Raw genomic sequence first — 20,518 nt, 5'->3', positions numbered from 1 at the left:
ATCAACGTCTTCTATGTCAGCTTCCCAACCCCTTACCGGAATGGATTTCAACCTTAGCGAAGAGCACCTGGCGGTGCAGACCGCTGCACGCGATTTCGCCCAAACCGAGTTATTGCCGGGTGTAACCGAGCGCGATACCGCCCAGCATTTCGACCCGGCATTGTTGCGTAAAATGGGCGAATTGGGCTTCCTGGGCATGATGGTGGCACCCGAATACGGGGGTGGGGGCATGGACACGCTCGCATACGTGCTCGCAATGGAGGAAATTTCGAAGGTAGACGCTTCCGCGGGTGTGATCATGTCGGTGAACAATTCGCTGGTATGCTGGGGGCTTGAAAAGTATGGTACGGAGCAGCAAAAGCGGCAATACCTGACACGCCTTGCGTCGGGTGAGATCATCGGCGCATTCTGCCTGTCGGAGCCGGAAGCCGGATCGGACGCGACTTCCCAGCATACGACCGCCTTGCCGGATGGAGACCATTATTTATTGAACGGTACGAAAAACTGGATCACGAGCGGGAACACGTCGTCGGTGTGCCTTGTGATAGCGCAGACACACCCAGAGTTGCGGCATAAGGGAATCAACGCATTCATTGTCGAAAAGGGCTGGGACGGCTTTTCGGTGGGAAAGAAAGAGGATAAGATGGGCATAAGAGCCTCAGACACAAATACTTTGATGTTTTCGGACGTGAAAGTGCCCGCGGTGAACCGGATCGGGGAGGATGGCTTCGGGTTCAGGTTTGCGATGAACGTACTGAATGGCGGCCGTATCGGTATCGCGGCGCAGGCGCTGGGGATCGCGGCGGGGGCGTTTGAGCTTTCCTTGAAATATTCCAAGGAGCGGAAGACCTTCGGCAAACCCATCGCCGAGCACCAGGCGATTCAGTTCAAATTGTCCGAAATGGCTACGAAAATTGAGGCCGCCCGGTTACTTGTATACAAGGCCGCCCGATTGAAAGACGAAGGAAAGGACTACATTCAGGCTGCGGCGATGGCAAAATTGTACGCATCCGAAGTGGCTATGTGGGTGACAACGGAAGCCGTCCAGGTGCACGGGGGCTACGGTTATGTGAAGGAATACCACGTCGAAAGGCTGATGCGCGATGCTAAAATCACACAGATTTACGAAGGTACCTCCGAAATCCAAAAACTTGTAATCGCCCGGGAGCTTCTTAAATAATTAGTAATTGTTCCAAAAGTCGATTTTGTTCTGAATCTTGGATTAAAATAATATGAAAATATCACTTTTTTTTTAAATTTTTGTGAAACTATACTTGTATTAGTTTTGTACAATTTATTAGATTTGTACAAAATTTGAAAAATCGGTCAAAACGACCCTTAAATATATCAAGTATGGAAGACTATAATAAGATTATTGAGTCGTTGGGGGTGAAATTTGTGAAGGCCCGTCATATCAGGATTTTACAGCCCATCACAATCAAAAATTTCTATGACGTACAGAACTCCCTGACCATTCTGTACGACGGTGAAGTTTCCTTCGGTTCCGAGGAGCCTCAGAAGGTTGAAGAAGGGGATATGCTCTTCATTCCGGGAGGAAAACATGCCACAGTGACGTACGGTAATACCGCCACGGCGAAAACCGTATCGAACGAGGAATTCATGACCAACCGCGATAATTATATCGAAGCCGGCCACGATCCCGCATTGATCGGAAAGTTGCCCAACTCATTCGGTTTGATATCTTTCGAAGCCAAAGTCTTTGATACGGTTAACTTCTTTACCTCGCTGGATGTGCCGCCGTTCCTGATCAAACGCGATGATCAGATTGCGGCGACTATCAACCAGATTTTGATGGAAGATATGCTGGATACGCCCGGAAAGGGCCGGATCATCAAGATCAAGACCGAGGAAGTGGTGATCGAGATCATCCGCTATATCCTGAAAAACAAGCTGTTCGTCGAGCAGCTGGTAACCAATAGTACTTATTTCAAAGACCCTCGTCTGATCGACATTTTCGCTTACATCAAAGACAACCTGGGCGGCGATCTGTCGAACAAGGTGCTCGCGAACGTAGCGAACGTTTCAGAGGATTATGTAGGCCAGTATTTCAAAATGCTGACTGGTATCAACCCGCAGGATTACATCGAGTACCAGCGTATGGAAAAGGCGGTGGACCTGCTCCGCACGTCGAAGAAGAGCATCCGAGCGATCGGTTCCGATGTGGGTTACAAAGACACCGCGTATTTCTGCCGCCGCTTCAAGATGATGTTCGGTATCCCGGCCGGAAAAATGCGCCGCCGCGAATCGCTGATGAATGTTTAAAATGTAATGTTAGACTATAATCGAAAAAGAGAACTGGTTCCGGTTCTCTTTTTTATGGACTTACTTTGCATTTAAAGCCCTGGTTTAGTCACACGGTGCTTCATTGCGCGGGTGTCAGTTGTACGGTCGTGACTCGCCATTTCCCGCCCGCCCGCACGCATACGGTGGTGTAGGCGACGTCCCCGTTGAAGCTGTTGTTCTGAATCCTCGCACTCACATTCCAAAGTCCCTGTACAACTGCCACATCCCCGTATGTGCGCGTACGTGTACTTGTGAGCATGCCGGAGTCGACGATAATGTAGCCCTGCGTAACCGCCTGCTGTAATGCGCGGGCTTCGATGGTTTGACCGTTGAAGTTGGTTACAGTAAAGTCGTTTGAAATGAGGCTGGTGATGGCATTGGCGTCTTCTTCGAGCAATGCTTTGAAGAACAGCTTGGAGCAATCGGTGCCATCGACAGGCTGCGGGACGTTGCCTTGTGCCGCCGCTGCCAGTGTCGCGAATGTTAAAAGGAAGATGGTCAGGTGTTGTTTCATCATGTGGTCAGGTGTTGTCTGATATTGTCAAGCGTTGTCGAGTATGGTCAGGTGTTATTTCATGATGTGGTCGGGTGTTGTCAGGTATTGTAAAACGTTGTCAAGTATGGTCGGGTGTTGTTGGTTTGGAAAAAGCGATTTAGTCAAATAGCGACATTCTCGCATGGTATGGCTAGATTCGCCCTGATTTTGAATGAACGAATCGGGACAATGAAACTATCTATAAAAATTCTTTTGACCGCGCTGATCGGCGTTGTTGTCGGTTGTTCGGGTGCGCCGGATAAAATAGGCAATCTGGACCTTAAAAAGTGGCGAGGCGATCGTGGAGGTTGTAACGGTGTTCGGAAGGGCCTGGAAGGCGATTTTAAGAGTGTAGAAAAGGAATTGAAGGGGGAAATTCGCCGATACGATCGGAGAGCTGCTTGGGCGGCCGGATATTCACCAGCTCGGCGAGCGTAATACCAAATTTTACGTGTATTTTCTTGAAAAAGGCCCCCAATGCGAGAACATGCAAGCAAGGTCGGACGCCCGGAAGGTGTTGTTGAAATTCAACGCGGTGGGATTACTTTCGGAGATTACCTATCAGGACCGGCCGTTGTAATTGACCGACTGCCTTCTATTGATAAAACTTCTTGATTTTAATCAGCTGCTCCACCGGCTCGGGCACCATGTAGCGGATCGACTGGCCTTTTTTAATGCAGGCCCGAAGAAATGTGGCCGAAATGTCCAGTAACGGCGCTTCCACGAATTTTACGTCGGCGTGGTTACTGAATGCGTGCGGTTTTGAATTGGGCCTCGGATAAACATACAGGCCGGTGTATTCCAAAATCTTCTCGTAATTCTTCCAGTTTGGGAACTGCTCCAGGTTATCTTCCCCCATAATCAGTTTGAACTGATGCTGCGGAAATTTCTCCTGCAAACGAACGATCGTGTCGATCGTGTAGCTCGGCTTGGGCATGTGAAACTCGATGTCGCTGGCCCGGAGCAATGCATTGTCCGAAATAGCGCGTTGCACGAGGTCGTAACGGTCGAATTCGTGCAGAAGGCTGTTGTTTTTTTTGAAAGGATTTTGCGGGCTCACGATAAACCAGACCTGTTCGAGGTCGGTGGTCGTGGCCATCGTATTGGCAATGATCAAATGACCGACATGAATAGGATTGAACGATCCGAAAAACAGGCCGATCTTCATTACACAGTAAATTTTAGGATTGAATGAACGCCTGAACGAGTTGTTCCGCTTTGGCAAGCGTTTCATTCAGTTCATCATTGACAAGGACTTCGTCGAATTCGTGCTCGAAACTCTGTTCGTAGCGCACTTTGGCCAGGCGGGTGGCAAGCGTTTCGGGCGTTTCGGTGCCGCGGCCCGAGAGGCGGCGTTGGATTTCTTCGTCGGAGGTAACTTTCACAAATATGGCGAGTGCGGCATCGCCATATGCTTCTTTCAGCTTCAATCCTCCTTTCACGTCCACATCGAAGAGGACGTGCTTGCCTTCGTCCCAAAGGCGCTGTATTTCTGATTTGAGCGTGCCGTAGTAGTTACCGGCGTAAACTTCCTCCCATTCCGCAAACTGCTGATCCGCTATCTTCTGACGAAAGTCCTGCAAGGTGAGGAAGTAATAATCTCTGCCATCTACCTCGTAATCGCGGCGCGGGCGCGTACATGCCGAGACAGAAAATGCCAGTTGCTGTGTGTATTTTGTTAAAAGATGCCTTACAATGGTGGTCTTTCCGGATCCGGAAGGGGCAGAAAATATGATAAGCTTACCTTTCACTCGAACAGATTAACTGTTAATTTTTGAAATAATCGTATTGAGAATGCTCTCCGGGCACGGCTTCTTGACAATTTTGTGATTGAGGGAGTCCTTAATACACTTTTCGAGTCGGTATGATTCGATACAAGGGATGCATTTATCCATGTTTTCGCGGAAGTGGTCTTTCTCTGCTTCGGTCGCCTCGTCATCCAGGATAGCCTGAATGATTTTCATACACTCAGCGTGATGCTCGCAGGTATGCTTCATTTGTTTTTGCGCAACTTCTGTTACAGAAGGCGTCGTGGAAGATGCATTCATTAGTTAAAATGAAAAAAGAATAATGGAATATTGTACAGTTGTACCCTATAACCGAAGAGGTTGCAAAAAAAGTTTCACAACCTATGAATCATATCCCATTGAGCTGGCGTAGCTTCTGAGTTTTTCTTTCAGGAGGTTACGCGCGCGGTGCAGTCTGGACCTCACCGTTCCGATCGGAATGTCCAGGATTTTGGCCATCTCTTCGTAGGTGAAGCCCTCGATGTCGCAGAGAATGATGACCGTTCTGAAGTCGACAGGCAGGGCGTTGAGTGCGTTGGCAACTTCATCGCCGATCAGTTCCTGTACAGCATCGGCACGGAGATCTACGGTATAAGTGGTATCGGATGCTTCCTCGGAATTATAGGTCGTTTCCACTTCCTGATAATCAACCTTGGAAGGTTCTTTACTTTTTTTACGGTAGTCGTTGATGAAGCTGTTTTTGAGGATCCTGAAAAGCCACGCTTTCGCATTGGTACCCTGCTCGAAAGAAGATATAAAACGGAACGCTTTCAGATAAGTGTCTTGAACCAGGTCATTCGCATCGTCTTCGTCCATGGTGAGTCGGAAGGCGAAGTTGTACATGGAATCAATGTGTGGCATGAACTCGCGGTTAAATACTTCATAACGAAGATCGTCCGTGTATTCATTAGTCGTGAGCGTTTCTGACATGGCAACTAACATAGGAATGCTGAATTTACAAAGATTAATAACAGCTCCAATTCGTACAAATTAAAATTTGATAAATGGCTGAATGGAGCGCCCTAACTGCCCTTATTTCACGATAAAATTAAAAAGAGACGGGATGGATAACTTAGCTCCCGAACGGTGTCGCCTCCTATCGTTAATTCAATGTCATTACATCAAATTCCGAGCCAAAAAGGAGGTTACGCCAAAATGTCATGCTAGCGTTTGGAGAAGAGTTCCAGCAGGATAATGAGGATGGTTGTGAACAATGTGCTGGCACCGATGCGGATCAGTGTATAAAGGATCATTCCAAAGTTGTTCATCTCCATCAGGAACAGCATGGAATGGTGTACGAGGATCAACGGGAAAATGTACGAAACAAATGCCCCGAACCCTTGCGCACGTATCCCTACTTCCGCGCGCTCGGCCCCGCGCGACTTCATTTGATAATGGATCACGAATGGCCTGATGTAGGCGATCAGCACCGTGGCGGAGGCGTGCATACCGAACGTATTGGAAAAAACATCGACGATAAAGCCTATGGCGAACGCGATCAGCAGCATATACATCCGGTCCATATCCGCGGGCAGCAGCAGAATGGCCGCAATGTAAATGAAGCTGAACGCGTAGTTGAACAGCACGATATTCCGCATGAAGAAGATCTGCAAAAACAGGTAAAGCAGGATCATCAGGGAATATTGTATGGCTTCGCGTAAGCTCATTTTTTCGGTTCTATGGTTCTGGATTTAAGGTTTTCCTGTTCTACAAGTTGGTGATTTTGTACCACATACACGTAAGACAGGTTCCGGAAGTCGGTCGCGAGGCGCAGGACGATATTATAGAATGTCTGGTTGGGATTCACGGCCACGCTCTCCACTTTTCCGACCATAATGTTCGGCGGGAAAACCGAGTTCTGGTCCGACGTCACCGCCGAATCTCCCTTATAGATTTTGGTATACTTCGAAACATCGATCATATCGATGAAATTGGGATCTTTTCCGTCCCATTTCGCATAACCGATCTCTTTGCTGCGTACGAGTTTGGACGAAACCATGAAGTTCGAATGCAAGATCGACGTGATCACCGAATAATGCTCGGAACAGAACCGCACCTTACCGACTACACCCGTCGCCGAAATGACACCCATACCCGGCTTGATGCCATGCGCAGTGCCTTTGTCGATCGTGATGACGTTGTTCGCCTTGTTGGTTTCGTTGTCCACTACTTTCGCGACGGTGTACGTAAACCGCGACGCGAATGCCGAATCGGGCACATAACCTGCCGGCGCCTGGCTGGTGTTCGTCTGGCTCAGCCTGGCTACCAGAGCGTGCAAATGCGCGTTCTCGCTGGCAAGGTCGGCATTGATCTCGTCGAGCTTGGTATAGTCGCGCACCGAGTTCGAAAACGCGAGCGTTTTGGCAACGTAATAATTCGAAGTATTGAAATAGGTAGCCCCCCCAGTAGGTGTTGTTGCGCACGATCATCCAGACACTGAGCACTTCCAGCAACACAAAAACCAAAAAGAAACGATTCCGGACAACGAAATCAACGAGTTGGAGCATGGGGTTAAATGTTCACGCGCAGTTCATCAATCCCGGCGCACGTTGCGCAAAAATAGAAATTTTTTTCAGACGCGGCGCGTCAGGCGCCAAACGCCGGCTGATGAACTGAGAGCGATCCGATCCTACGAAATCAGTACGGGCTTGTATAGTTCGAGGTTTTTGAGGACTTCCCCGGTACCTTTTACAACCGCCTTCAACGGATCGTCGGCGATGTGTACGGGCAGCTTGGTTTTCTGGGCGATTCGCCTGTCGAGGCCGTGGATCAACGCGCCGCCGCCCGTGAGGTAAATACCGTTTTTGAAAATATCCGCGGAGAGCTCCGGTGGGGAAATTTCGAGGGCCTTCATGACACCCTCTTCTATTTTGGAGATCGATTTATCGAGTGAATAAGCGATTTCGCTGTAAGTGACGCGGATTTCCTTTGGAATACCCGTCATAAGATCGCGGCCGCGGATCTGGTAATCGTCGAGCGGGATTTCCAACTCGGGTGAAGCAGAACCGATCGCCATTTTGATCAGCTCGGCGGAACGCTCGCCGATCAGCAGGTTATGCTCGCGGCGCATGTAATCGACGATGTCACGCGTGAAAACGTCGCCCGCAATGCGCACCGACTGCTCGCAGACGATACCCGACAATGCGATTACCGCGATTTCGGTGGTACCGCCGCCGATATCGACGATCATCACGCCGTTCGGCTGCGTAATGTCGATACCGATACCGATTGCTGCTGCGATAGGCTCGTGCACCATGTAGACTTCCTTAGCACCAGCGTGCTCGCAGGAGTCTTTTACCGCACGTTTCTCAACCTCGGTAATTCCCGAAGGAATACAAACGACCATGCGGTGCGAAGGGGTGAAGAATCGGCTGCCGGTATCGATCATCTTGATCATCCCGCGGATCATCATTTCGGCCGCCGTAAAGTCGGCAATCACGCCGTCTTTCAGCGGGCGGATCGTCTTGATATTCTCATTCGTCTTCTCGTGCATTTGCATTGCCGTGTGCCCGATCGCCAGCACTTTGCCCGTGGTTTTATCCATGGCAATGATCGACGGCTCATCAACAACAACAGTATCTTTATGGATGATCAAAGTATTAGCAGTACCCAAATCGATCGCTATATCGCTCGTCAAAAAATCAAACAATCCCATATATAATGTTAAAAACTTTTGCCCACTTTGATTTCAGGATGGCAAAATTACAGATTATTAACCACAAACAAAGGCATTTAAAAAATTTCGGTATACGGTTTCCGGAGGACGTAAAACTAGTTGCCAGGGGCTTTTCAAGCGGGTTTCCAACCGGGTTTCCAACCGGTTTAAAATCATGGAATTTGTAATTCCTGCGTACATTTGTTTTCACTATGGGAATCAGATCAATTTTGAGCAGGCCGCTGGCCCGCTACATTGTCAAACAGCAGCAGGAATGGATCGCGCGCAGTGTTGAGGTCCAGGAAAAGTGGAGGATGGAACTTGTAAGGAAAGCGGCTGGCACGCGGTTTGGAAAAGACCATTTTTTCAAAGATATCCATAGCTATGCCGACTTCCGGCAGGCTGTTCCGGTGAGCGATTATGAGGATTTGAAATCTTATGTCGAGCAAATAAAATCAGGGGAAAGTGATATTTTATGGCCGGGGAAACCGTTGTATTTTGCCAAAACGTCAGGCACTACTTCCGGCACCAAGTACATACCTATTTCGAAGGATTCGATCTCGAATCACATCGACTCGGCACGTAATGCCATTTTGACGTATATCGATGAGACACAACGGTCTGAATTTCTGGATCATAAGCTGATTTTTCTCTCCGGTAGCCCGGTACTGACAGACACCGGAGGGGTACTGACAGGCCGCCTGTCAGGTATTTCCAACCACCACGTGCCTTCGTACCTGCGCTCGAACCAGCTGCCGAGCTACGAAACCAACTGCATCGAGGATTGGGAGACCAAGCTCGACAAGATCATCGACGAGACGCTCGACCAGCGCATGTCGCTCATTTCCGGCATTCCGCCGTGGGTGCAAATGTATTTCGACCGCATTATCGAACGGACAGGCAAGAAAATCAAGGACGTTTTTCCTGATTTCTCGCTATTTATCTACGGCGGTGTAAATTTCGAGCCTTACCGGGCCAAGCTGTTCGAATCCATCGGCAAGCGCATCGACTCCATTGAGTTGTACCCGGCTTCGGAAGGTTTTCTGGCATATCAGGACAAGCAAAACGATGAAGGCCTGCTGCTTTTGCTCGATACCGGCATTTTTTTCGAATTCATTCCCGTAGAAAACTACTTCGACGAGAACCCGCGCCGCTTATCCGTTGGCGAAGTGGAAGTAGGTAAAAATTATGCGGTGATTGTCAATAACAATGCAGGACTTTGGGGTTATTCGTTGGGCGATACCGTCAAGTTTGTCTCGACTGACCCTTACAAAGTATTGGTAACGGGCCGTATCAAGCATTTTATTTCTGCCTTTGGCGAGCATGTGATCGGGGAGGAGATTGAAAAAGCTTTGAAATATGCGTTGGAAAGGCATCCGGAGACGGAAGTGGTCGAATTGACCGTCGCGCCAATGGTAAATTCACCGGATGGCGGTCTTCCATATCATGAATGGCTGATCGAATTCGCCACACACCCGAACGATATGGAGCAATTTGCGAGCGATCTCGACCGCAGGCTAACCGAACTGAACATTTATTACAAAGACCTGATCACCGGAAGCATCCTGCGCCGCCTCGAACTGACGCCGCTGCGCAGGAACTCGTTTATCGACTATATGCGTGCTAACGGCAAGCTGGGCGGCCAGAACAAGGTGCCACGCCTCTCCAACGACCGCAAGATTGCCGACGAGCTCAACCCGGCTGAACCATAATTGACCGAACCTAACAGTGAGAATGCAATGAAAAAAAGAGTAGCCATTTTAGGTTCGACCGGTTCCATCGGCACCCAGGCCCTCGAAGTGATCGCGGCCAACCCCGAAACTTTCTCCGTGTCGGTACTTACAGCCGGCGGTAATGCGGACTTGTTGATCGAGCAGGCCGTGAAATTCAAACCGGAAGAGGTTGTCATTTGTAACGAACAGTATTACGAAAGGGTAAAGGCGGCCCTTTTTCCTTTCAATATTAAAGTTTACAGCGGCGCATCGGCGCTGGTTTCGGTGGTGGAATCGGATCATGTAGATGTGGTACTGACTGCCATGGTGGGCTACGCGGGGCTTCTGCCGACCATTCATGCGATCAAAGCCGGAAAGGACATCGCATTGGCCAACAAGGAGACGCTGGTGGTAGCCGGCGAGCTGATCACCGCCCTGGCGAAGCAGCATCAAGTCAACATTTACCCGGTAGATTCCGAGCATTCGGCCATTTTTCAATGCCTCGCCGGAGAGCAGGACAATGCGATTGAAAAGATCATATTGACGGCGTCGGGAGGCCCGTTCCGCGGTAAAGACCGTGCGTTCCTCGCGCACGTAACGAAGGCGCAGGCGCTCAAACACCCGAACTGGAGCATGGGTGCGAAGATCACCATCGACTCGGCGACGCTGATGAACAAGGGCCTGGAAGTGATCGAGGCGAAATGGCTGTTCGATTTGAATGCTTCGCAAATAGACGTGATCGTGCATCCGCAGAGCATCGTCCATTCGCTGGTGCAGTTCGAAGACGGCAGTATCAAGGCACAAATGGGCCTGCCGGATATGAAGCTGCCCATTCAATATGCATTATACTACCCGCAGCGTCTGAAATCCGATTTCCCACGGTTCAATTTCATGGATTATCCGTCGCTCACTTTCGAGAAGCCCGACCTGGAAACCTTCCGGAACCTGGCCATCGCCTACGAGGCACTGGAAAAAGGCGGAAATGCGGCTTGTATCGTCAATGCAGCCAATGAAATCGCCGTTGACGCATTCCTGCACGATAAGATAGGATTTCTGGATATTTCGGACGTTATTGTCGAAAGCCTCGCCAAAATCGCATTCATAGGGAATCCTTCAATCGGGGATTACGTTGAGACGAACGAGGCGACAAGGCGTTTTGCTTCTGAAATGATACAGGTTAAAGTATAAATGAAAACCACCTTCTTGAAATACCTGTCTGTTGCGCTTGCCAGTACATTGAAATTCTTCGGAGGGCCGATCGCGGGGGTTGTATTGAAACTGACCTGGTGGGAAACCGCCCTTTGTTCGGCTGTGGGTATGATGTTCACGGTGTTCGTGCTCACATACGTTGGCGGGGCCATTCGTAACCTCATTCAGAAATACCGCAAATCTCCCCCCCAAAAAATTCACGAAAACCAACCGCATTGCCGTCAATATCTGGCGAAAATTCGGGATTGTAGGCATTGCATTCCTGACCCCGCCACTGTTTACCCCGCTTTTCGGGCCCATTCTGGCGGTTGCATTCCGTGTGCCGAAAGCCTCGATATTTCTGTGGATGTCGGCCAGCGCGCTCGTGTGGGGACTGGCGATCTCCTACATCGCCCACAAAATGACATTTATCCAGGAATGGATTAAATAAGTGTGACCAGCTAGGCGCCGCCGGCCAGGCGTGGCCAGCCAGGCGCATTACCTGCTAACTTCCTTCTTCGGCGCGGCGGTTTTCTTCATAAAGTCGCCTTGCGAGAAGTATTTTTCGATGAGGCAGTACATCAATATAAAGAAGTACCGGCTCCCCATTTCCTTGATTTTCAGCTTCGACTCGCCGTATTTCCGGTTAGTCCAGCTATTGGGTACCACGGCATAATTATAGCCGCGTACGATTGCTTTCAACGGAAGTTCGATGGTCAAATTGAAGTGAGGAGCCAAAAATGGCTTGATACCTTCGATTGTTTCGCGCTTGTAGAGTTTGAATGCGTTCGTGGTGTCATTGTATTTAATACCCATCACAATACGGACAATGAAGTTCGCGACGCGGTTAATGACCTTTTTCAATACGGGATAATCGATCACTTTACCGCCTTTTTCCCAGCGCGAGCCAAAAACGCAGTCATAATCGCCTTCCAGCATTTTGTAGTAAAACTTCACGAGGTCTTCGGGATCGTCGGACATATCGGCCATGAAAACAGCCACACAGTCGCCTTTGAAGCGTTCCAGACCGTAACGCACGGCATAGCCGAAGCCGTTCGGGCCGGGATTGGTATAATAAACCAGCGTAGGAATTTGAAGCGAAAGTTCGTCCAGCACACGCAATGTACCGTCCTTCGAATTATCGTTGGTGACGCAGATTTCGTGAGGGATATTGTATTTATTTAATGTATTGTGTAAAGATAAAAGCGTGTGGCTAATGGATTCCTCTTCGTTATATGCTGGTATTACGACGCTTAGCTTCATAAATGTGTTAAGTGTTAAACAGTACAAATTAAAGATTATTAATTCGAACTGCCAATTTTTTCAAGACCGGCAAGAAGCTCGTCGTAACGATGGAGGGTCTTGGTGACAGTCGCGTTATAGCGTCCACCGAGCCATTCGTCCACATTCCGGAACATCTCCTTTCTGTTTTGTAAAAACTTCAAATTCGTGTATGCGTGTACATTGCTCAGGCCCGCGCTATGCTTGCGATAAACGCCCATGACGTCGGGCAAATAGCCGATTTTGCCTTTTGCTGCAAGCTGGAACATAATCGCCCAGTCGCCCGCCGCCGCCTTGGCATGCCATTCTGCAAAGTCTTCCGTCAGGAAATGATTGCGGTAAACCCAGCTTGCGGTCGCCATAAACCATTTGTCTTCGAGCAAATCCTCAATCGTGGAAACGGCTTTCTGGTCGGGAGCATTAAAAAGGTGCGGTGGAGAGCCGTCTTCGTAAATGACCTCCATATTATGATGGCAAACGGCGAAATCGGGGTTCTGGTCCAGAAAATCGACCTGCTTTTGCAGTTTTAACGGGTCGGTCCAGTAATCGTCCCCCTCACACATCGCAACATATTCGCCTTTGCAGGCTTTTAGCAATTGCAGTACATTATTTCGTCCGGCAAACTCGCGCGGCTCTTTCGGCCCCTGGTTTTCGGAATGTAGAAAAGCCCGGATGATTCCGGGCCTTTTTCTAGAATATTCACGAATAATATCCGGTGTCGCGTCCGTGGAAGCGTCATCCCCGATTACAATTTCAAAGTCGAAACTGGTCTGCTGCATGAACGCGCCATCCAGCATTTGACCAATGTATTGCTCGTGGTTGTACGTCGGTACGCAAACGGAAAGTTTCATTCGGATTTTAGCTAAAAACCTCTTTCAACTGCTCTACCGTCGGGAAATTTGGGGTTACGAGCTCTGTTTCGGGTTTGTAAATGTACGCCATCGGATAGCCGCGCTCGATGAAAGTCGGTTCGTCGAGGTTGTTATAACGGAGCTGCACCGACCAGCGGATGTTGTTCGTAATGTTGTTGCCTGACTGGTGGATCAGGAATGCCGAGAAGACGAGGATATCGCCGACTTTGAATTCCGTCTGAATAAAATCTTCGTCCTTTAACTCCACCGTAATGCCTCCCTGATAACCCGAAGTGGACGATTCCTGCAAACCGATCTTGTGGCTGCCCGGGATCACCTGCAATGCGCCGATGTCGGCACCTGCGTCGACCATCGGGAACCAGATCACCGCGCTGTCGAGTGAACCCTGGCCGGTGCGCCAGTCCTGATGCGCATCGAGTTTCCAGTGCTTGCTGCCGTCCTTGGACAAAAAGCGGCTATTGAACTGCATCGCCGCGCGTGCTCCGATAATGGGTGACGACAAGCCTATTTCCTTCAAAAGATTCTCGATAACCGGGTCCACGCCCAGGCGGTGCAGCGAAAAAGAATGCTGAACCGTTTTGCCGGTGCTGACAAATCCGTCAAAATCCTTTTCGAAGAATTCGAACATTGCATTCTCGAAGGTGTCGCGGTCGTCGATATCGACGGTTTTGCCCGTCACGCGCTTGATCTGTGTCGCGAAAATCTTGCGGGCTTCGGTGTATATTTCATTAATGACGCCCTTGTCGAGGTAGTTTCTCAAAAGGACATAACCATCGCGGTTGAACTGCTCCTGAAGTGTACTCATTGTGCGATCACGTTTGTGACATTTAATGGTGATTTCTTCAAAATTATCTCGCCATTGTTGCTGAGGCTATGATGGGCCTCAGTTTGATTCAGAATATTAATCTTCCCAAACCGCGTAGCCAAACCCCGCCGCGCCGAAGCCATTACCGTTATAAAGCAGGTAACGCTTGCCGTTGTGCTGGTAGAAGTTGGCGTAGTCGATCATTTCGTAGTCGAAATCGTCCGGATTTTCGGATTTCGCGATGCCTACCAGGTGATCTTTGCGTTCCCAGTTCGTACCATCGAGCGATTCGGCGTAACCCAGGCGGTAGCTCTGGTTGCGGTCGGTACGGTAGTTGCGGGTATGGCGGTAGGAATAGTACATTTTGTAAATGCCGTCTTCCTTAAACACGCTCGGGCGGCCCACCGCATGCAGGAAATCGTCGAAATCCAATGTCGGAATGTCGCTGATTTGCCAGCGGATGCCATCTTTCGACGTCGCCGACTGGGCGCGGTAGTAGGGCTCGGGGTAGCCGTGAATGTACTCGCATTTATGGCCCGAAATGTACCACATCCGCCAGGTACCATCCTCGTCGATCAGTACGGAAGGCTGTGCGGCCCAGAGCGGGTTTTCGATGCTGCGGTCCATGATCGGGCCGGTAAACATCTTTTTGAACGTCAGGCCGCCATCGTGGCTCACCGCGAGGCCCATAGACAGCCGGTAGGAGTTCCAGGTGCGGTTCCAGCCGGTGTAATACAGCCAGATGTCGCCGTTAGGACGGTCCACAAACCAGGCGGGCATGGCGCCGGTTTCGTCGTATTCGCCCGGGCCGCCGAGTTCGAGCACGGGCTTGTCGTGTATGTAAAGGATCTTTTTGGGGTCGTCGTAATCTACATCGATGAATGTCGGTCGCGACTGTGTGCTGGAATCCCTGGTCGAGAAATAGATCCTTAAAAAATCTTTGTGTTTGTAAGCAAATGGCACCTGCGCATGGCTCTGGCTGTGTGCCATGGAGCCGTCAGGTTTATAAATAACTCCTTTTTTAACCCACATTGGAACGTTGAATTTTGGTATTGAAAAATGGCGTAATGCTTAGTCGACTGCTTTTTCAGCACGCAGGCGCCAGTTATCAACGAAATCTTTACCCGGGATCGGCAGATCGATATCCACTTCCGGAGCCTTCGCGGTTACGCGGTATTCCATTACATAAAATGCATTGCCAAACACGTAATGCAGCTTGAAGTTCTCGATATTGGCCGGAACGTCTTCCAGCGGCACTTCGGCGCGGAACAGCGGGTTCGCTTTCAGTAAAGTGGCGTAAGTAGGTGTATTCCGAAGCCATGGCGCGACGCTTTCGTCGCCTACCACCACTTTTCCACCCGGTTTCACCACGCGGGTCAGCTCGTCGAACGCACGTTTGCGTTCCGAGAAGGTGTTGATGCCGCCGAAATGGAACACGGCGTCGAAAGTATCGTCGGGGAAGGGCAGGTAAGAGCCGTTTCCGAGGAAATAATGCACATTTACATCGTCGGCGGAGAGTTTTTCCTGCGCCAGTTTCAGCATATTAGGCGAAAGGTCCGACAATATGGCAGTCCCGCCGGGCCTTACTTTGTCCAGAATCAATGCAGAATCCTTACCGGTTCCGGCGCCTACTTCGAGGGCCGTCATGCCCGGTTTCAGCTCCATCAGATCGATAAAAAAGCGGCGGGTGGCAGCTTCGTCGGAATGGTTCAGGGTTTCGAACACCCAGGAAACGCCCCGGTCATAGCGAAGGAACGCCTGGTCGTACAGGTATTGCTCGCGGGCATCTTCGGGAAGCAATTCTTTGGGATACAGCATGTTTACAATACCGGTGTCGCCAATTTCATAGACCGTACCGTCTTCGCTTTTAAGTGACTTGCCGTCTTCGGCTATGGTTAAAGGGGTTCCTGTGCGTGGGCAAACCAGTGATTCTAAAAACTCCTGTTGATTCATTTTTGCGTGTCTGATTGATTCATATCCGGTCAAAATTACCTTTTTTCTTCGGAACACCAGCCAATCGGGGCCGCGTTCTTAGCAAATGGGTAACGTGTTTTTCTGTTGCATGGTAACGATACCACGCCATTTTTTTATTATTACCTTTGAATGTTTTGTAAAGACAACCCGTAGTATTTCAATATCATGTCCCAGCTTCAGGAAAAAATCAAAGCGCTTGCCAAGGATCAGTCGGCAGACATCATTACCCACCGTCGCCATCTGCATAGTAACCCCGAGTTATCATTCGAAGAGTTCAAAACGGCCAAATACGTTGCATCCGAGCTCACGGCAATCGGTTTGCAACCCGAAGAAGGCATTGCCGGAACGGGCGTGGTAGCGATTATCGAAGGACGCAATCCGGGTAAGAAAATCGTGGGCCTGCGTGCCGATATGGACGCGTTGCCGATCCTCGAAGCGAATGATGTTCCTTATAAATCAAAAGTCCCGGGCGTGATGCACGCATGCGGGCACGATGTGCACACGTCGTCGCTCCTGGGCACGGCGCGCATCCTGCATGCATTGCGCGAGGAGTTTGAAGGGACTGTTAAATTGGTATTCCAACCAGCCGAGGAAAAGGCGCCCGGCGGGGCTTCGCTCATGATCAAGGAAGGCGTTCTGGAAAACCCGCGGCCTGCGAGCATGATGGGCCAGCACGTGGCACCGAATATTCCCGTCGGTAAAATCGGTTTCCGCGAAGGCATGTATATGGCTAGCACAGATGAATTGTATCTGACGGTGAAAGGCAAAGGCGGTCACGCGGCGGCCCCGCACCAGCTCGTGGATCCGGTTTTAATGGCATCCCACATTATCGTAGCATTGCAGCAGATCATCAGCCGCAACCGCAACCCGGCGAACCCATCGGTATTGTCGTTCGGCCGGTTTATCGCCGACGGCGTTACGAATGTGATCCCCAACGAAGTGACGATCCAGGGAACGTGGCGCTGCATGGACGAAGAATGGCGTGAAGACGGCCTGCGCCGCATGAAGAAAATGGCCGAAAGCATTGCGGAAGGAATGGGCGGAAGCTGCGAGTTTGAAATCGTGAAAGGCTATCCATTTCTGAAAAACCACCCCGAACTTACCCGTCGCACCAGAACAGCCGCCGTTGGCTATATGGGCGCCGAAAACGTGATCGACCTCGACCTATGGATGGCCGGCGAAGATTTCGCATTTTACTCGCAGGTGGTCGATTCCTGCTTCTACCGCCTTGGAACGCGGAACGAGGCACGCGGAATCGTTTCCGGCGTGCATACACCTACCTTCGATATCGACGAAAGCGCACTCGAAATTTCGACCGGCCTTATGAGCTGGCTGGCAATTTCTGAGCTGAATGCTTAGGGATATATCTTTTGAATAAACTGTTGATTTTCAACGTGATCACGCCAAAAATGGCTTCCTTGAAAATGCCTTTCGACATTTTTGAGGCGCCTTTGGTGCGGTCGGTAAAGATGATAGGCACCTCGGTAATGCTGAAACCGTACTTCCACGAGTTGAACTTCATCTCGATCTGGAATGCGTAGCCGATAAAGCGGATATTGTCCAGATCGATCGTGTTCAGCACCTTGGCTGTGTAGCAAATGAAGCCGGCCGTGGGGTCCATAATCGGCATTCCGGTGATCATCCGCACATAATATCCTGCGAAATAGGACATCAGAACGCGGTTGATCGGCCAGTTGACCACATTCACACCTGTAATATACCGGGAGCCAATCGCCACGTCGTGCCCTTCGTTGGCACAGGCGTTGTACAACCGAACCAGATCATCCGGCGGATGCGAAAAGTCGGCATCCATTTCGAAAATATAATTGTAGCCTTTTTCGAGCGCCCATTTGAAACCGTGGATGTAAGCCGTACCAAGGCCCAGTTTCCCCTTTCTTTCGACGAGATGCAGGCCGCTGAATTCTTTCATTAACTCCTTGACAACCGCTGCGGTGCCATCCGGCGACCCGTCGTCGATGATCAATAAATCAAACGGATGCGGCAGGCTAAATACTTTCCGAATGATGGCTTCAACATTTTCAAGTTCGTTGTAGGTGGGAATAACTACAATGCAATCGTTCACAGAAATTGTCCAGTTTAGAAGTTAAATGTGTCGTATAGAGCGCGATACGAAAAAATCAGAGCTTAATATTATTACTTTTCTCCCTAACCTCAATTTTCTTGTTCACTTTTTCGTAAATGGCGGTCATCTGCTCCGGATGGCTCATATAATAAGAGTAGCTTTCACGGTACGCCGTTGTATCAACCTTGTGTTTTTTCCAGATATCTGTTTTCAAACGGTTGAAAATCATTAGCGAAGAGTCGAGAGATTTTAGCTGTAAACGGTTCACACGCGATTCCGCGAGGTGTATGTCCGTCAGGATATCGGCCATCTTTTCGGCAGGAATGGTGCCTTTGGGCGGCTTCTCCTCTTCGGAACAGGCCGAAAGAAGCAAGGTCAGAAGCGCCAGAAGGGTCGCCCGAAGGGTTATGCCGGTCGTGAATTTCATGGTAGGGCGTAGCTTACTATCAAAATACCTATCTTTGTTTGAGGTACACCAGACGACAAAGGTGGTAATTTTTTTGCAAAACTTATGTTTGAGCAGTTTCTGGGAAAATTAAGGAAGTATGAAATCCGGATGCGGAAAGCAGTGACCAGCGAGCGTCACGGCAATTTCCATTCGGTATTCAAAGGGTCCGGCCTGGAATTCGACGACCTGCGGTTGTACCAGTATGGCGACGACGTGCGGGCGATCGACTGGAACACATCTGCCAAAGGCCACGGTACATTTGTCAAGATTTTCAAGGAGGATAAGGAGCAGACGGCTTTCTTCATGCTAGACGTGAGCGCGTCGCAGCAAGTAGGGGAAATCAAAAGGTTGAAAATCGATATCGCGAAGGAAATATGCGGGGTACTTACCCTTTCGGCCATTCAGGAGGCGACGCGGGTAGGTTTGCTTTGTTTTTCGGATAAAAACGAACGGTATATCCGTCCGTCCGACGGTATGAAGCATGGCTATGGCCTCATCTCGGAGCTTTACAAGCTGGTTCCCGAATCCACCAAAACCAATATTGCAGAGGCGATCCTGATCGCGTTGAACGTGCTCCGGCGCCGGAGCCTGATCTTCCTGATCTCCGATTTTATCGACAACAATTACCAGCATAACCTCAAAGCACTGGCCCGCAAGCACGATCTGATCGTGATTCATTTGTACGACTCGCGGGAGGTGAACCTGCCGGGATTGGGGATTATCCCGCTCTATGACGCGGAGAAGAAAACGACCGTCTGGGTGAACACGTCGTCGAGGCAATACCGCGAGGAAATGGCCAACCGGTTCGGCAAACGCAGCGCCGAGTTGCAACGGCTCTGCCACCAGAACCGCGCCGACTACATTTCCATCAATACCCAGGAAGATTATGTGCCGGCCCTGATCCATTTGTTTAAAGTAAGGCGTTACACCAAAAGTACGGCACCATCCAATGGCTAGGGTTCAGGCAATCTTTTCGGTAACGATGTGCTTTTTGCTCTGTTTTTCGGGCATTGCGAGAGACGCACGAAAGCAACGCATTACGCCGAAGGGGGCCTTCCATACCGACAGTGTGGAAGTCGGGAAGCCCGTGTATTTCTCGCTCAGCGTCCGGCACAGGCCTGACATGGAAATTTTCTTTCCCGACAGTACATTCGATTTTTCCCCTTTTGAACTCGTATCCAAGCGAAGTTTCGTATCCAGTACCGATGCCCGCGGCACACTCGACAGCGCGGTTTACCATCTCATTTCCTTCGATGTATCCAAAGTTCAAAAGCTCGGGCTACCGGTTTTTGTGTTTCAAAAAAAGGGATTGCACGGCCGTTTTTACGGCACCCGATTCTGTTCTTTTGATTAAAAGCAACAACATTGACCTGCGGAAGAAACCTGTGCTCAGAGCTGAAACCCGACTGGTGCCACTGAGCCGGGAATTCAATTTTTCGATGCTGATTGGCTCGGTGGCGTTGATTATCGGCGTTGTGGGGAGTATTTACTGGGTTTTCGGGCAGGATATTTATAAACAATGGCAATTGCTCAAATTGCAGCGTAGGCATCTGGAATACGTCCGTTCATTTAACCGCCTTATGCGCAGCGCGAGGGAAAAGAATAATATCAAAGATGCGGAAAAGGCGATCATCATATGGAAAAACTACCTTGAAAGACTGGAAAAGAAACCCTTTGCCACATATACTACCCGTGAGATCATCGACAATATGCCCGATGACGAACTGGCCGACGCATTGAAGAACATGGACAGTATTGTGTACGGGCAAGGCCGGTCCGCGAACATGGACGTATACCTCGAAGTGCTCAAAACAGGTGCTACCCGCCTGTACCGGGCCAAAAGGAAGTTTGTACTCGACAGTCCAGTCGCTTAA

At 49.9% G+C, this 20,518-nt stretch carries 24 protein-coding genes; 10 read left to right on the top strand and 14 right to left on the bottom strand.

Going from position 1 to position 20,518, the window contains the following annotated elements; all coding sequences use genetic code 11:
- Positions 1–40 precede the first annotated feature (40 nt).
- On the top strand, positions 41–1,180 hold the full coding sequence (locus ABV298_RS13840; RefSeq protein ID WP_353723184.1) for an acyl-CoA dehydrogenase: 1,140 nt from the start codon (positions 41–43) through the stop codon (positions 1,178–1,180).
- A 173-nt stretch (positions 1,181–1,353) separates the two neighbouring features.
- Complete coding sequence (locus tag ABV298_RS13835) at positions 1,354–2,283, top strand: AraC family transcriptional regulator (RefSeq protein WP_353722667.1); 930 nt, start codon at positions 1,354–1,356, stop codon at positions 2,281–2,283.
- A gap of 100 nt (positions 2,284–2,383) precedes the next feature.
- Here ABV298_RS13835 and ABV298_RS13830 read toward each other — a convergent pair whose 3' ends face one another.
- Positions 2,384–2,821, bottom strand: coding sequence for a nuclear transport factor 2 family protein (locus ABV298_RS13830; RefSeq protein WP_353722666.1), 438 nt, complete (start codon positions 2,819–2,821; stop codon positions 2,384–2,386).
- Positions 2,822–2,986: 165 nt separating this feature from the next.
- Here ABV298_RS13830 and ABV298_RS13825 point away from each other — a divergent pair, with 165 nt between their 5' ends.
- Positions 2,987–3,277, top strand: coding sequence for a hypothetical protein (locus tag ABV298_RS13825; protein ID WP_353722665.1), 291 nt, complete (start codon positions 2,987–2,989; stop codon positions 3,275–3,277).
- Between the two features lie 157 nt (positions 3,278–3,434).
- On the opposite strand, the gene nadD is transcribed toward ABV298_RS13825, so the two are convergent.
- From nadD to ABV298_RS13795, 6 genes are all read right to left on the bottom strand, one after another.
- Positions 3,435–4,007 (bottom strand): nicotinate (nicotinamide) nucleotide adenylyltransferase, encoded by a 573-nt coding sequence (gene nadD / locus ABV298_RS13820; RefSeq protein WP_353722664.1) that lies wholly within the window; start codon positions 4,005–4,007, stop codon positions 3,435–3,437.
- A gap of 13 nt (positions 4,008–4,020) precedes the next feature.
- Positions 4,021–4,590: a guanylate kinase gene (gene gmk, locus ABV298_RS13815; RefSeq protein ID WP_353722663.1), complete on the bottom strand. Its 570-nt coding sequence runs from the start codon at positions 4,588–4,590 to the stop codon at positions 4,021–4,023.
- A gap of 378 nt (positions 4,591–4,968) precedes the next feature.
- Positions 4,969–5,568, bottom strand: a complete 600-nt coding sequence (locus ABV298_RS13810; RefSeq protein ID WP_015813277.1) for a sigma-70 family RNA polymerase sigma factor — start codon at positions 5,566–5,568, stop codon at positions 4,969–4,971.
- Positions 5,569–5,789: 221 nt separating this feature from the next.
- Complete coding sequence (locus tag ABV298_RS13805; RefSeq protein ID WP_353722662.1) at positions 5,790–6,293, bottom strand: hypothetical protein; 504 nt, start codon at positions 6,291–6,293, stop codon at positions 5,790–5,792.
- The gene (mreC, locus tag ABV298_RS13800) at positions 6,290–6,964 is read right to left on the bottom strand and encodes a rod shape-determining protein MreC (protein WP_353722661.1); all 675 of its coding nucleotides are present in this window, start codon (positions 6,962–6,964) and stop codon (positions 6,290–6,292) included. The genes ABV298_RS13805 and mreC overlap by 4 nt, the downstream gene beginning before the upstream one ends.
- Before the next feature lie 291 nt (positions 6,965–7,255).
- The gene (locus ABV298_RS13795) at positions 7,256–8,281 is read right to left on the bottom strand and encodes a rod shape-determining protein (RefSeq protein WP_019946014.1); all 1,026 of its coding nucleotides are present in this window, start codon (positions 8,279–8,281) and stop codon (positions 7,256–7,258) included.
- A 212-nt stretch (positions 8,282–8,493) separates the two neighbouring features.
- On the opposite strand from ABV298_RS13795, the gene ABV298_RS13790 reads away from it, so the two are divergent.
- The 3 genes from ABV298_RS13790 to ABV298_RS13780 all read left to right on the top strand — a co-directional run bounded on the left by ABV298_RS13790 (position 8,494) and on the right by ABV298_RS13780 (position 11,632).
- Positions 8,494–9,993: a GH3 auxin-responsive promoter family protein gene (locus ABV298_RS13790; protein ID WP_353722660.1), complete on the top strand. Its 1,500-nt coding sequence runs from the start codon at positions 8,494–8,496 to the stop codon at positions 9,991–9,993.
- Positions 9,994–10,020: 27 nt separating this feature from the next.
- Complete coding sequence (locus ABV298_RS13785) at positions 10,021–11,181, top strand: 1-deoxy-D-xylulose-5-phosphate reductoisomerase (RefSeq protein ID WP_353722659.1); 1,161 nt, start codon at positions 10,021–10,023, stop codon at positions 11,179–11,181.
- Positions 11,182–11,341: 160 nt separating this feature from the next.
- A complete protein-coding gene (locus ABV298_RS13780) occupies positions 11,342–11,632 on the top strand; it encodes a hypothetical protein (protein WP_353722658.1) in 291 nt (96 codons plus the stop codon).
- Positions 11,633–11,679: 47 nt separating this feature from the next.
- Here the strand turns inward: ABV298_RS13780 and ABV298_RS13775 are convergent, their stop codons facing one another.
- The 5 genes from ABV298_RS13775 to ABV298_RS13755 all read right to left on the bottom strand — a co-directional run bounded on the left by ABV298_RS13775 (position 11,680) and on the right by ABV298_RS13755 (position 16,092).
- Positions 11,680–12,444 (bottom strand): glycosyltransferase family 2 protein, encoded by a 765-nt coding sequence (locus ABV298_RS13775; RefSeq protein WP_353722657.1) that lies wholly within the window; start codon positions 12,442–12,444, stop codon positions 11,680–11,682.
- Between the two features lie 38 nt (positions 12,445–12,482).
- The gene (locus ABV298_RS13770) at positions 12,483–13,313 is read right to left on the bottom strand and encodes a glycosyltransferase (protein WP_353722656.1); all 831 of its coding nucleotides are present in this window, start codon (positions 13,311–13,313) and stop codon (positions 12,483–12,485) included.
- 7 nt (positions 13,314–13,320) lie between these two features.
- On the bottom strand, positions 13,321–14,139 hold the full coding sequence (locus tag ABV298_RS13765) for a phytanoyl-CoA dioxygenase family protein (protein ID WP_353722655.1): 819 nt from the start codon (positions 14,137–14,139) through the stop codon (positions 13,321–13,323).
- Positions 14,140–14,235: 96 nt separating this feature from the next.
- Positions 14,236–15,171: a hypothetical protein gene (locus tag ABV298_RS13760; protein ID WP_353722654.1), complete on the bottom strand. Its 936-nt coding sequence runs from the start codon at positions 15,169–15,171 to the stop codon at positions 14,236–14,238.
- Between the two features lie 39 nt (positions 15,172–15,210).
- Positions 15,211–16,092 (bottom strand): class I SAM-dependent methyltransferase, encoded by an 882-nt coding sequence (locus ABV298_RS13755; RefSeq protein ID WP_353722653.1) that lies wholly within the window; start codon positions 16,090–16,092, stop codon positions 15,211–15,213.
- A 186-nt stretch (positions 16,093–16,278) separates the two neighbouring features.
- Here ABV298_RS13755 and ABV298_RS13750 point away from each other — a divergent pair, with 186 nt between their 5' ends.
- A complete protein-coding gene (locus ABV298_RS13750) occupies positions 16,279–17,472 on the top strand; it encodes a M20 family metallopeptidase (protein ID WP_353722652.1) in 1,194 nt (397 codons plus the stop codon).
- Here the strand turns inward: ABV298_RS13750 and ABV298_RS13745 are convergent.
- Complete coding sequence (locus tag ABV298_RS13745) at positions 17,435–18,196, bottom strand: polyprenol monophosphomannose synthase (RefSeq protein WP_353722651.1); 762 nt, start codon at positions 18,194–18,196, stop codon at positions 17,435–17,437. The genes ABV298_RS13750 and ABV298_RS13745 overlap by 38 nt on opposite strands.
- A gap of 55 nt (positions 18,197–18,251) precedes the next feature.
- A complete protein-coding gene (locus ABV298_RS13740) occupies positions 18,252–18,623 on the bottom strand; it encodes a DUF4296 domain-containing protein (RefSeq protein WP_353722650.1) in 372 nt (123 codons plus the stop codon).
- 84 nt (positions 18,624–18,707) lie between these two features.
- Here ABV298_RS13740 and ABV298_RS13735 point away from each other — a divergent pair, with 84 nt between their 5' ends.
- The 3 genes from ABV298_RS13735 to ABV298_RS13725 are packed head-to-tail and all read left to right on the top strand — an operon-like array spanning position 18,708 to position 20,518.
- Positions 18,708–19,601 carry a DUF58 domain-containing protein gene (locus ABV298_RS13735; protein ID WP_353722649.1) on the top strand — a complete coding sequence of 298 codons (894 nt, stop codon included), beginning with the start codon at positions 18,708–18,710 and terminating at the stop codon, positions 19,599–19,601.
- Positions 19,594–19,998 (top strand): hypothetical protein, encoded by a 405-nt coding sequence (locus tag ABV298_RS13730; RefSeq protein WP_353722648.1) that lies wholly within the window; start codon positions 19,594–19,596, stop codon positions 19,996–19,998. Before ABV298_RS13735 ends, ABV298_RS13730 begins: the two co-directional genes overlap by 8 nt.
- A 31-nt stretch (positions 19,999–20,029) precedes the next feature.
- A complete protein-coding gene (locus tag ABV298_RS13725) occupies positions 20,030–20,518 on the top strand; it encodes a hypothetical protein (protein WP_353722647.1) in 489 nt (162 codons plus the stop codon).

Origin of the sequence: Dyadobacter sp. 676 (genome assembly GCF_040448675.1) — a bacterium.
In the GTDB taxonomy this organism is placed as follows: Bacteria; Bacteroidota; Bacteroidia; order Cytophagales; family Spirosomataceae; genus Dyadobacter.
Note: the sequence above shows the minus strand (reverse complement) of the source record. Positions and strands in the feature narration are given on the sequence as shown.

What these genes read in the sequence shown, in the direction of transcription:
- ABV298_RS13840 (WP_353723184.1), top strand. Translation starts at nt 41, where the DNA reads ATGGATTTCAACCTTAGCGAAGAGCACCTGGCGGTGCAGACCGCTGCA.
- ABV298_RS13835 (WP_353722667.1), top strand. Translation starts at nt 1,354, where the DNA reads ATGGAAGACTATAATAAGATTATTGAGTCGTTGGGGGTGAAATTTGTG.
- ABV298_RS13830 (WP_353722666.1), bottom strand. Translation starts at nt 2,821, where the DNA reads ATGATGAAACAACACCTGACCATCTTCCTTTTAACATTCGCGACACTG.
- ABV298_RS13825 (WP_353722665.1), top strand. Translation starts at nt 2,987, where the DNA reads ATGGCTAGATTCGCCCTGATTTTGAATGAACGAATCGGGACAATGAAA.
- nadD (WP_353722664.1), bottom strand. Translation starts at nt 4,007, where the DNA reads ATGAAGATCGGCCTGTTTTTCGGATCGTTCAATCCTATTCATGTCGGT.
- ABV298_RS13810 (WP_015813277.1), bottom strand. Translation starts at nt 5,568, where the DNA reads ATGTTAGTTGCCATGTCAGAAACGCTCACGACTAATGAATACACGGAC.
- ABV298_RS13805 (WP_353722662.1), bottom strand. Translation starts at nt 6,293, where the DNA reads ATGAGCTTACGCGAAGCCATACAATATTCCCTGATGATCCTGCTTTAC.
- ABV298_RS13795 (WP_019946014.1), bottom strand. Translation starts at nt 8,281, where the DNA reads ATGGGATTGTTTGATTTTTTGACGAGCGATATAGCGATCGATTTGGGT.
- ABV298_RS13790 (WP_353722660.1), top strand. Translation starts at nt 8,494, where the DNA reads ATGGGAATCAGATCAATTTTGAGCAGGCCGCTGGCCCGCTACATTGTC.
- ABV298_RS13785 (WP_353722659.1), top strand. Translation starts at nt 10,021, where the DNA reads ATGAAAAAAAGAGTAGCCATTTTAGGTTCGACCGGTTCCATCGGCACC.
- ABV298_RS13775 (WP_353722657.1), bottom strand. Translation starts at nt 12,444, where the DNA reads ATGAAGCTAAGCGTCGTAATACCAGCATATAACGAAGAGGAATCCATT.
- ABV298_RS13770 (WP_353722656.1), bottom strand. Translation starts at nt 13,313, where the DNA reads ATGAAACTTTCCGTTTGCGTACCGACGTACAACCACGAGCAATACATT.
- ABV298_RS13765 (WP_353722655.1), bottom strand. Translation starts at nt 14,139, where the DNA reads ATGAGTACACTTCAGGAGCAGTTCAACCGCGATGGTTATGTCCTTTTG.
- ABV298_RS13760 (WP_353722654.1), bottom strand. Translation starts at nt 15,171, where the DNA reads ATGTGGGTTAAAAAAGGAGTTATTTATAAACCTGACGGCTCCATGGCA.
- ABV298_RS13755 (WP_353722653.1), bottom strand. Translation starts at nt 16,092, where the DNA reads ATGAATCAACAGGAGTTTTTAGAATCACTGGTTTGCCCACGCACAGGA.
- ABV298_RS13750 (WP_353722652.1), top strand. Translation starts at nt 16,279, where the DNA reads ATGTCCCAGCTTCAGGAAAAAATCAAAGCGCTTGCCAAGGATCAGTCG.
- ABV298_RS13740 (WP_353722650.1), bottom strand. Translation starts at nt 18,623, where the DNA reads ATGAAATTCACGACCGGCATAACCCTTCGGGCGACCCTTCTGGCGCTT.
- ABV298_RS13735 (WP_353722649.1), top strand. Translation starts at nt 18,708, where the DNA reads ATGTTTGAGCAGTTTCTGGGAAAATTAAGGAAGTATGAAATCCGGATG.
- ABV298_RS13730 (WP_353722648.1), top strand. Translation starts at nt 19,594, where the DNA reads ATGGCTAGGGTTCAGGCAATCTTTTCGGTAACGATGTGCTTTTTGCTC.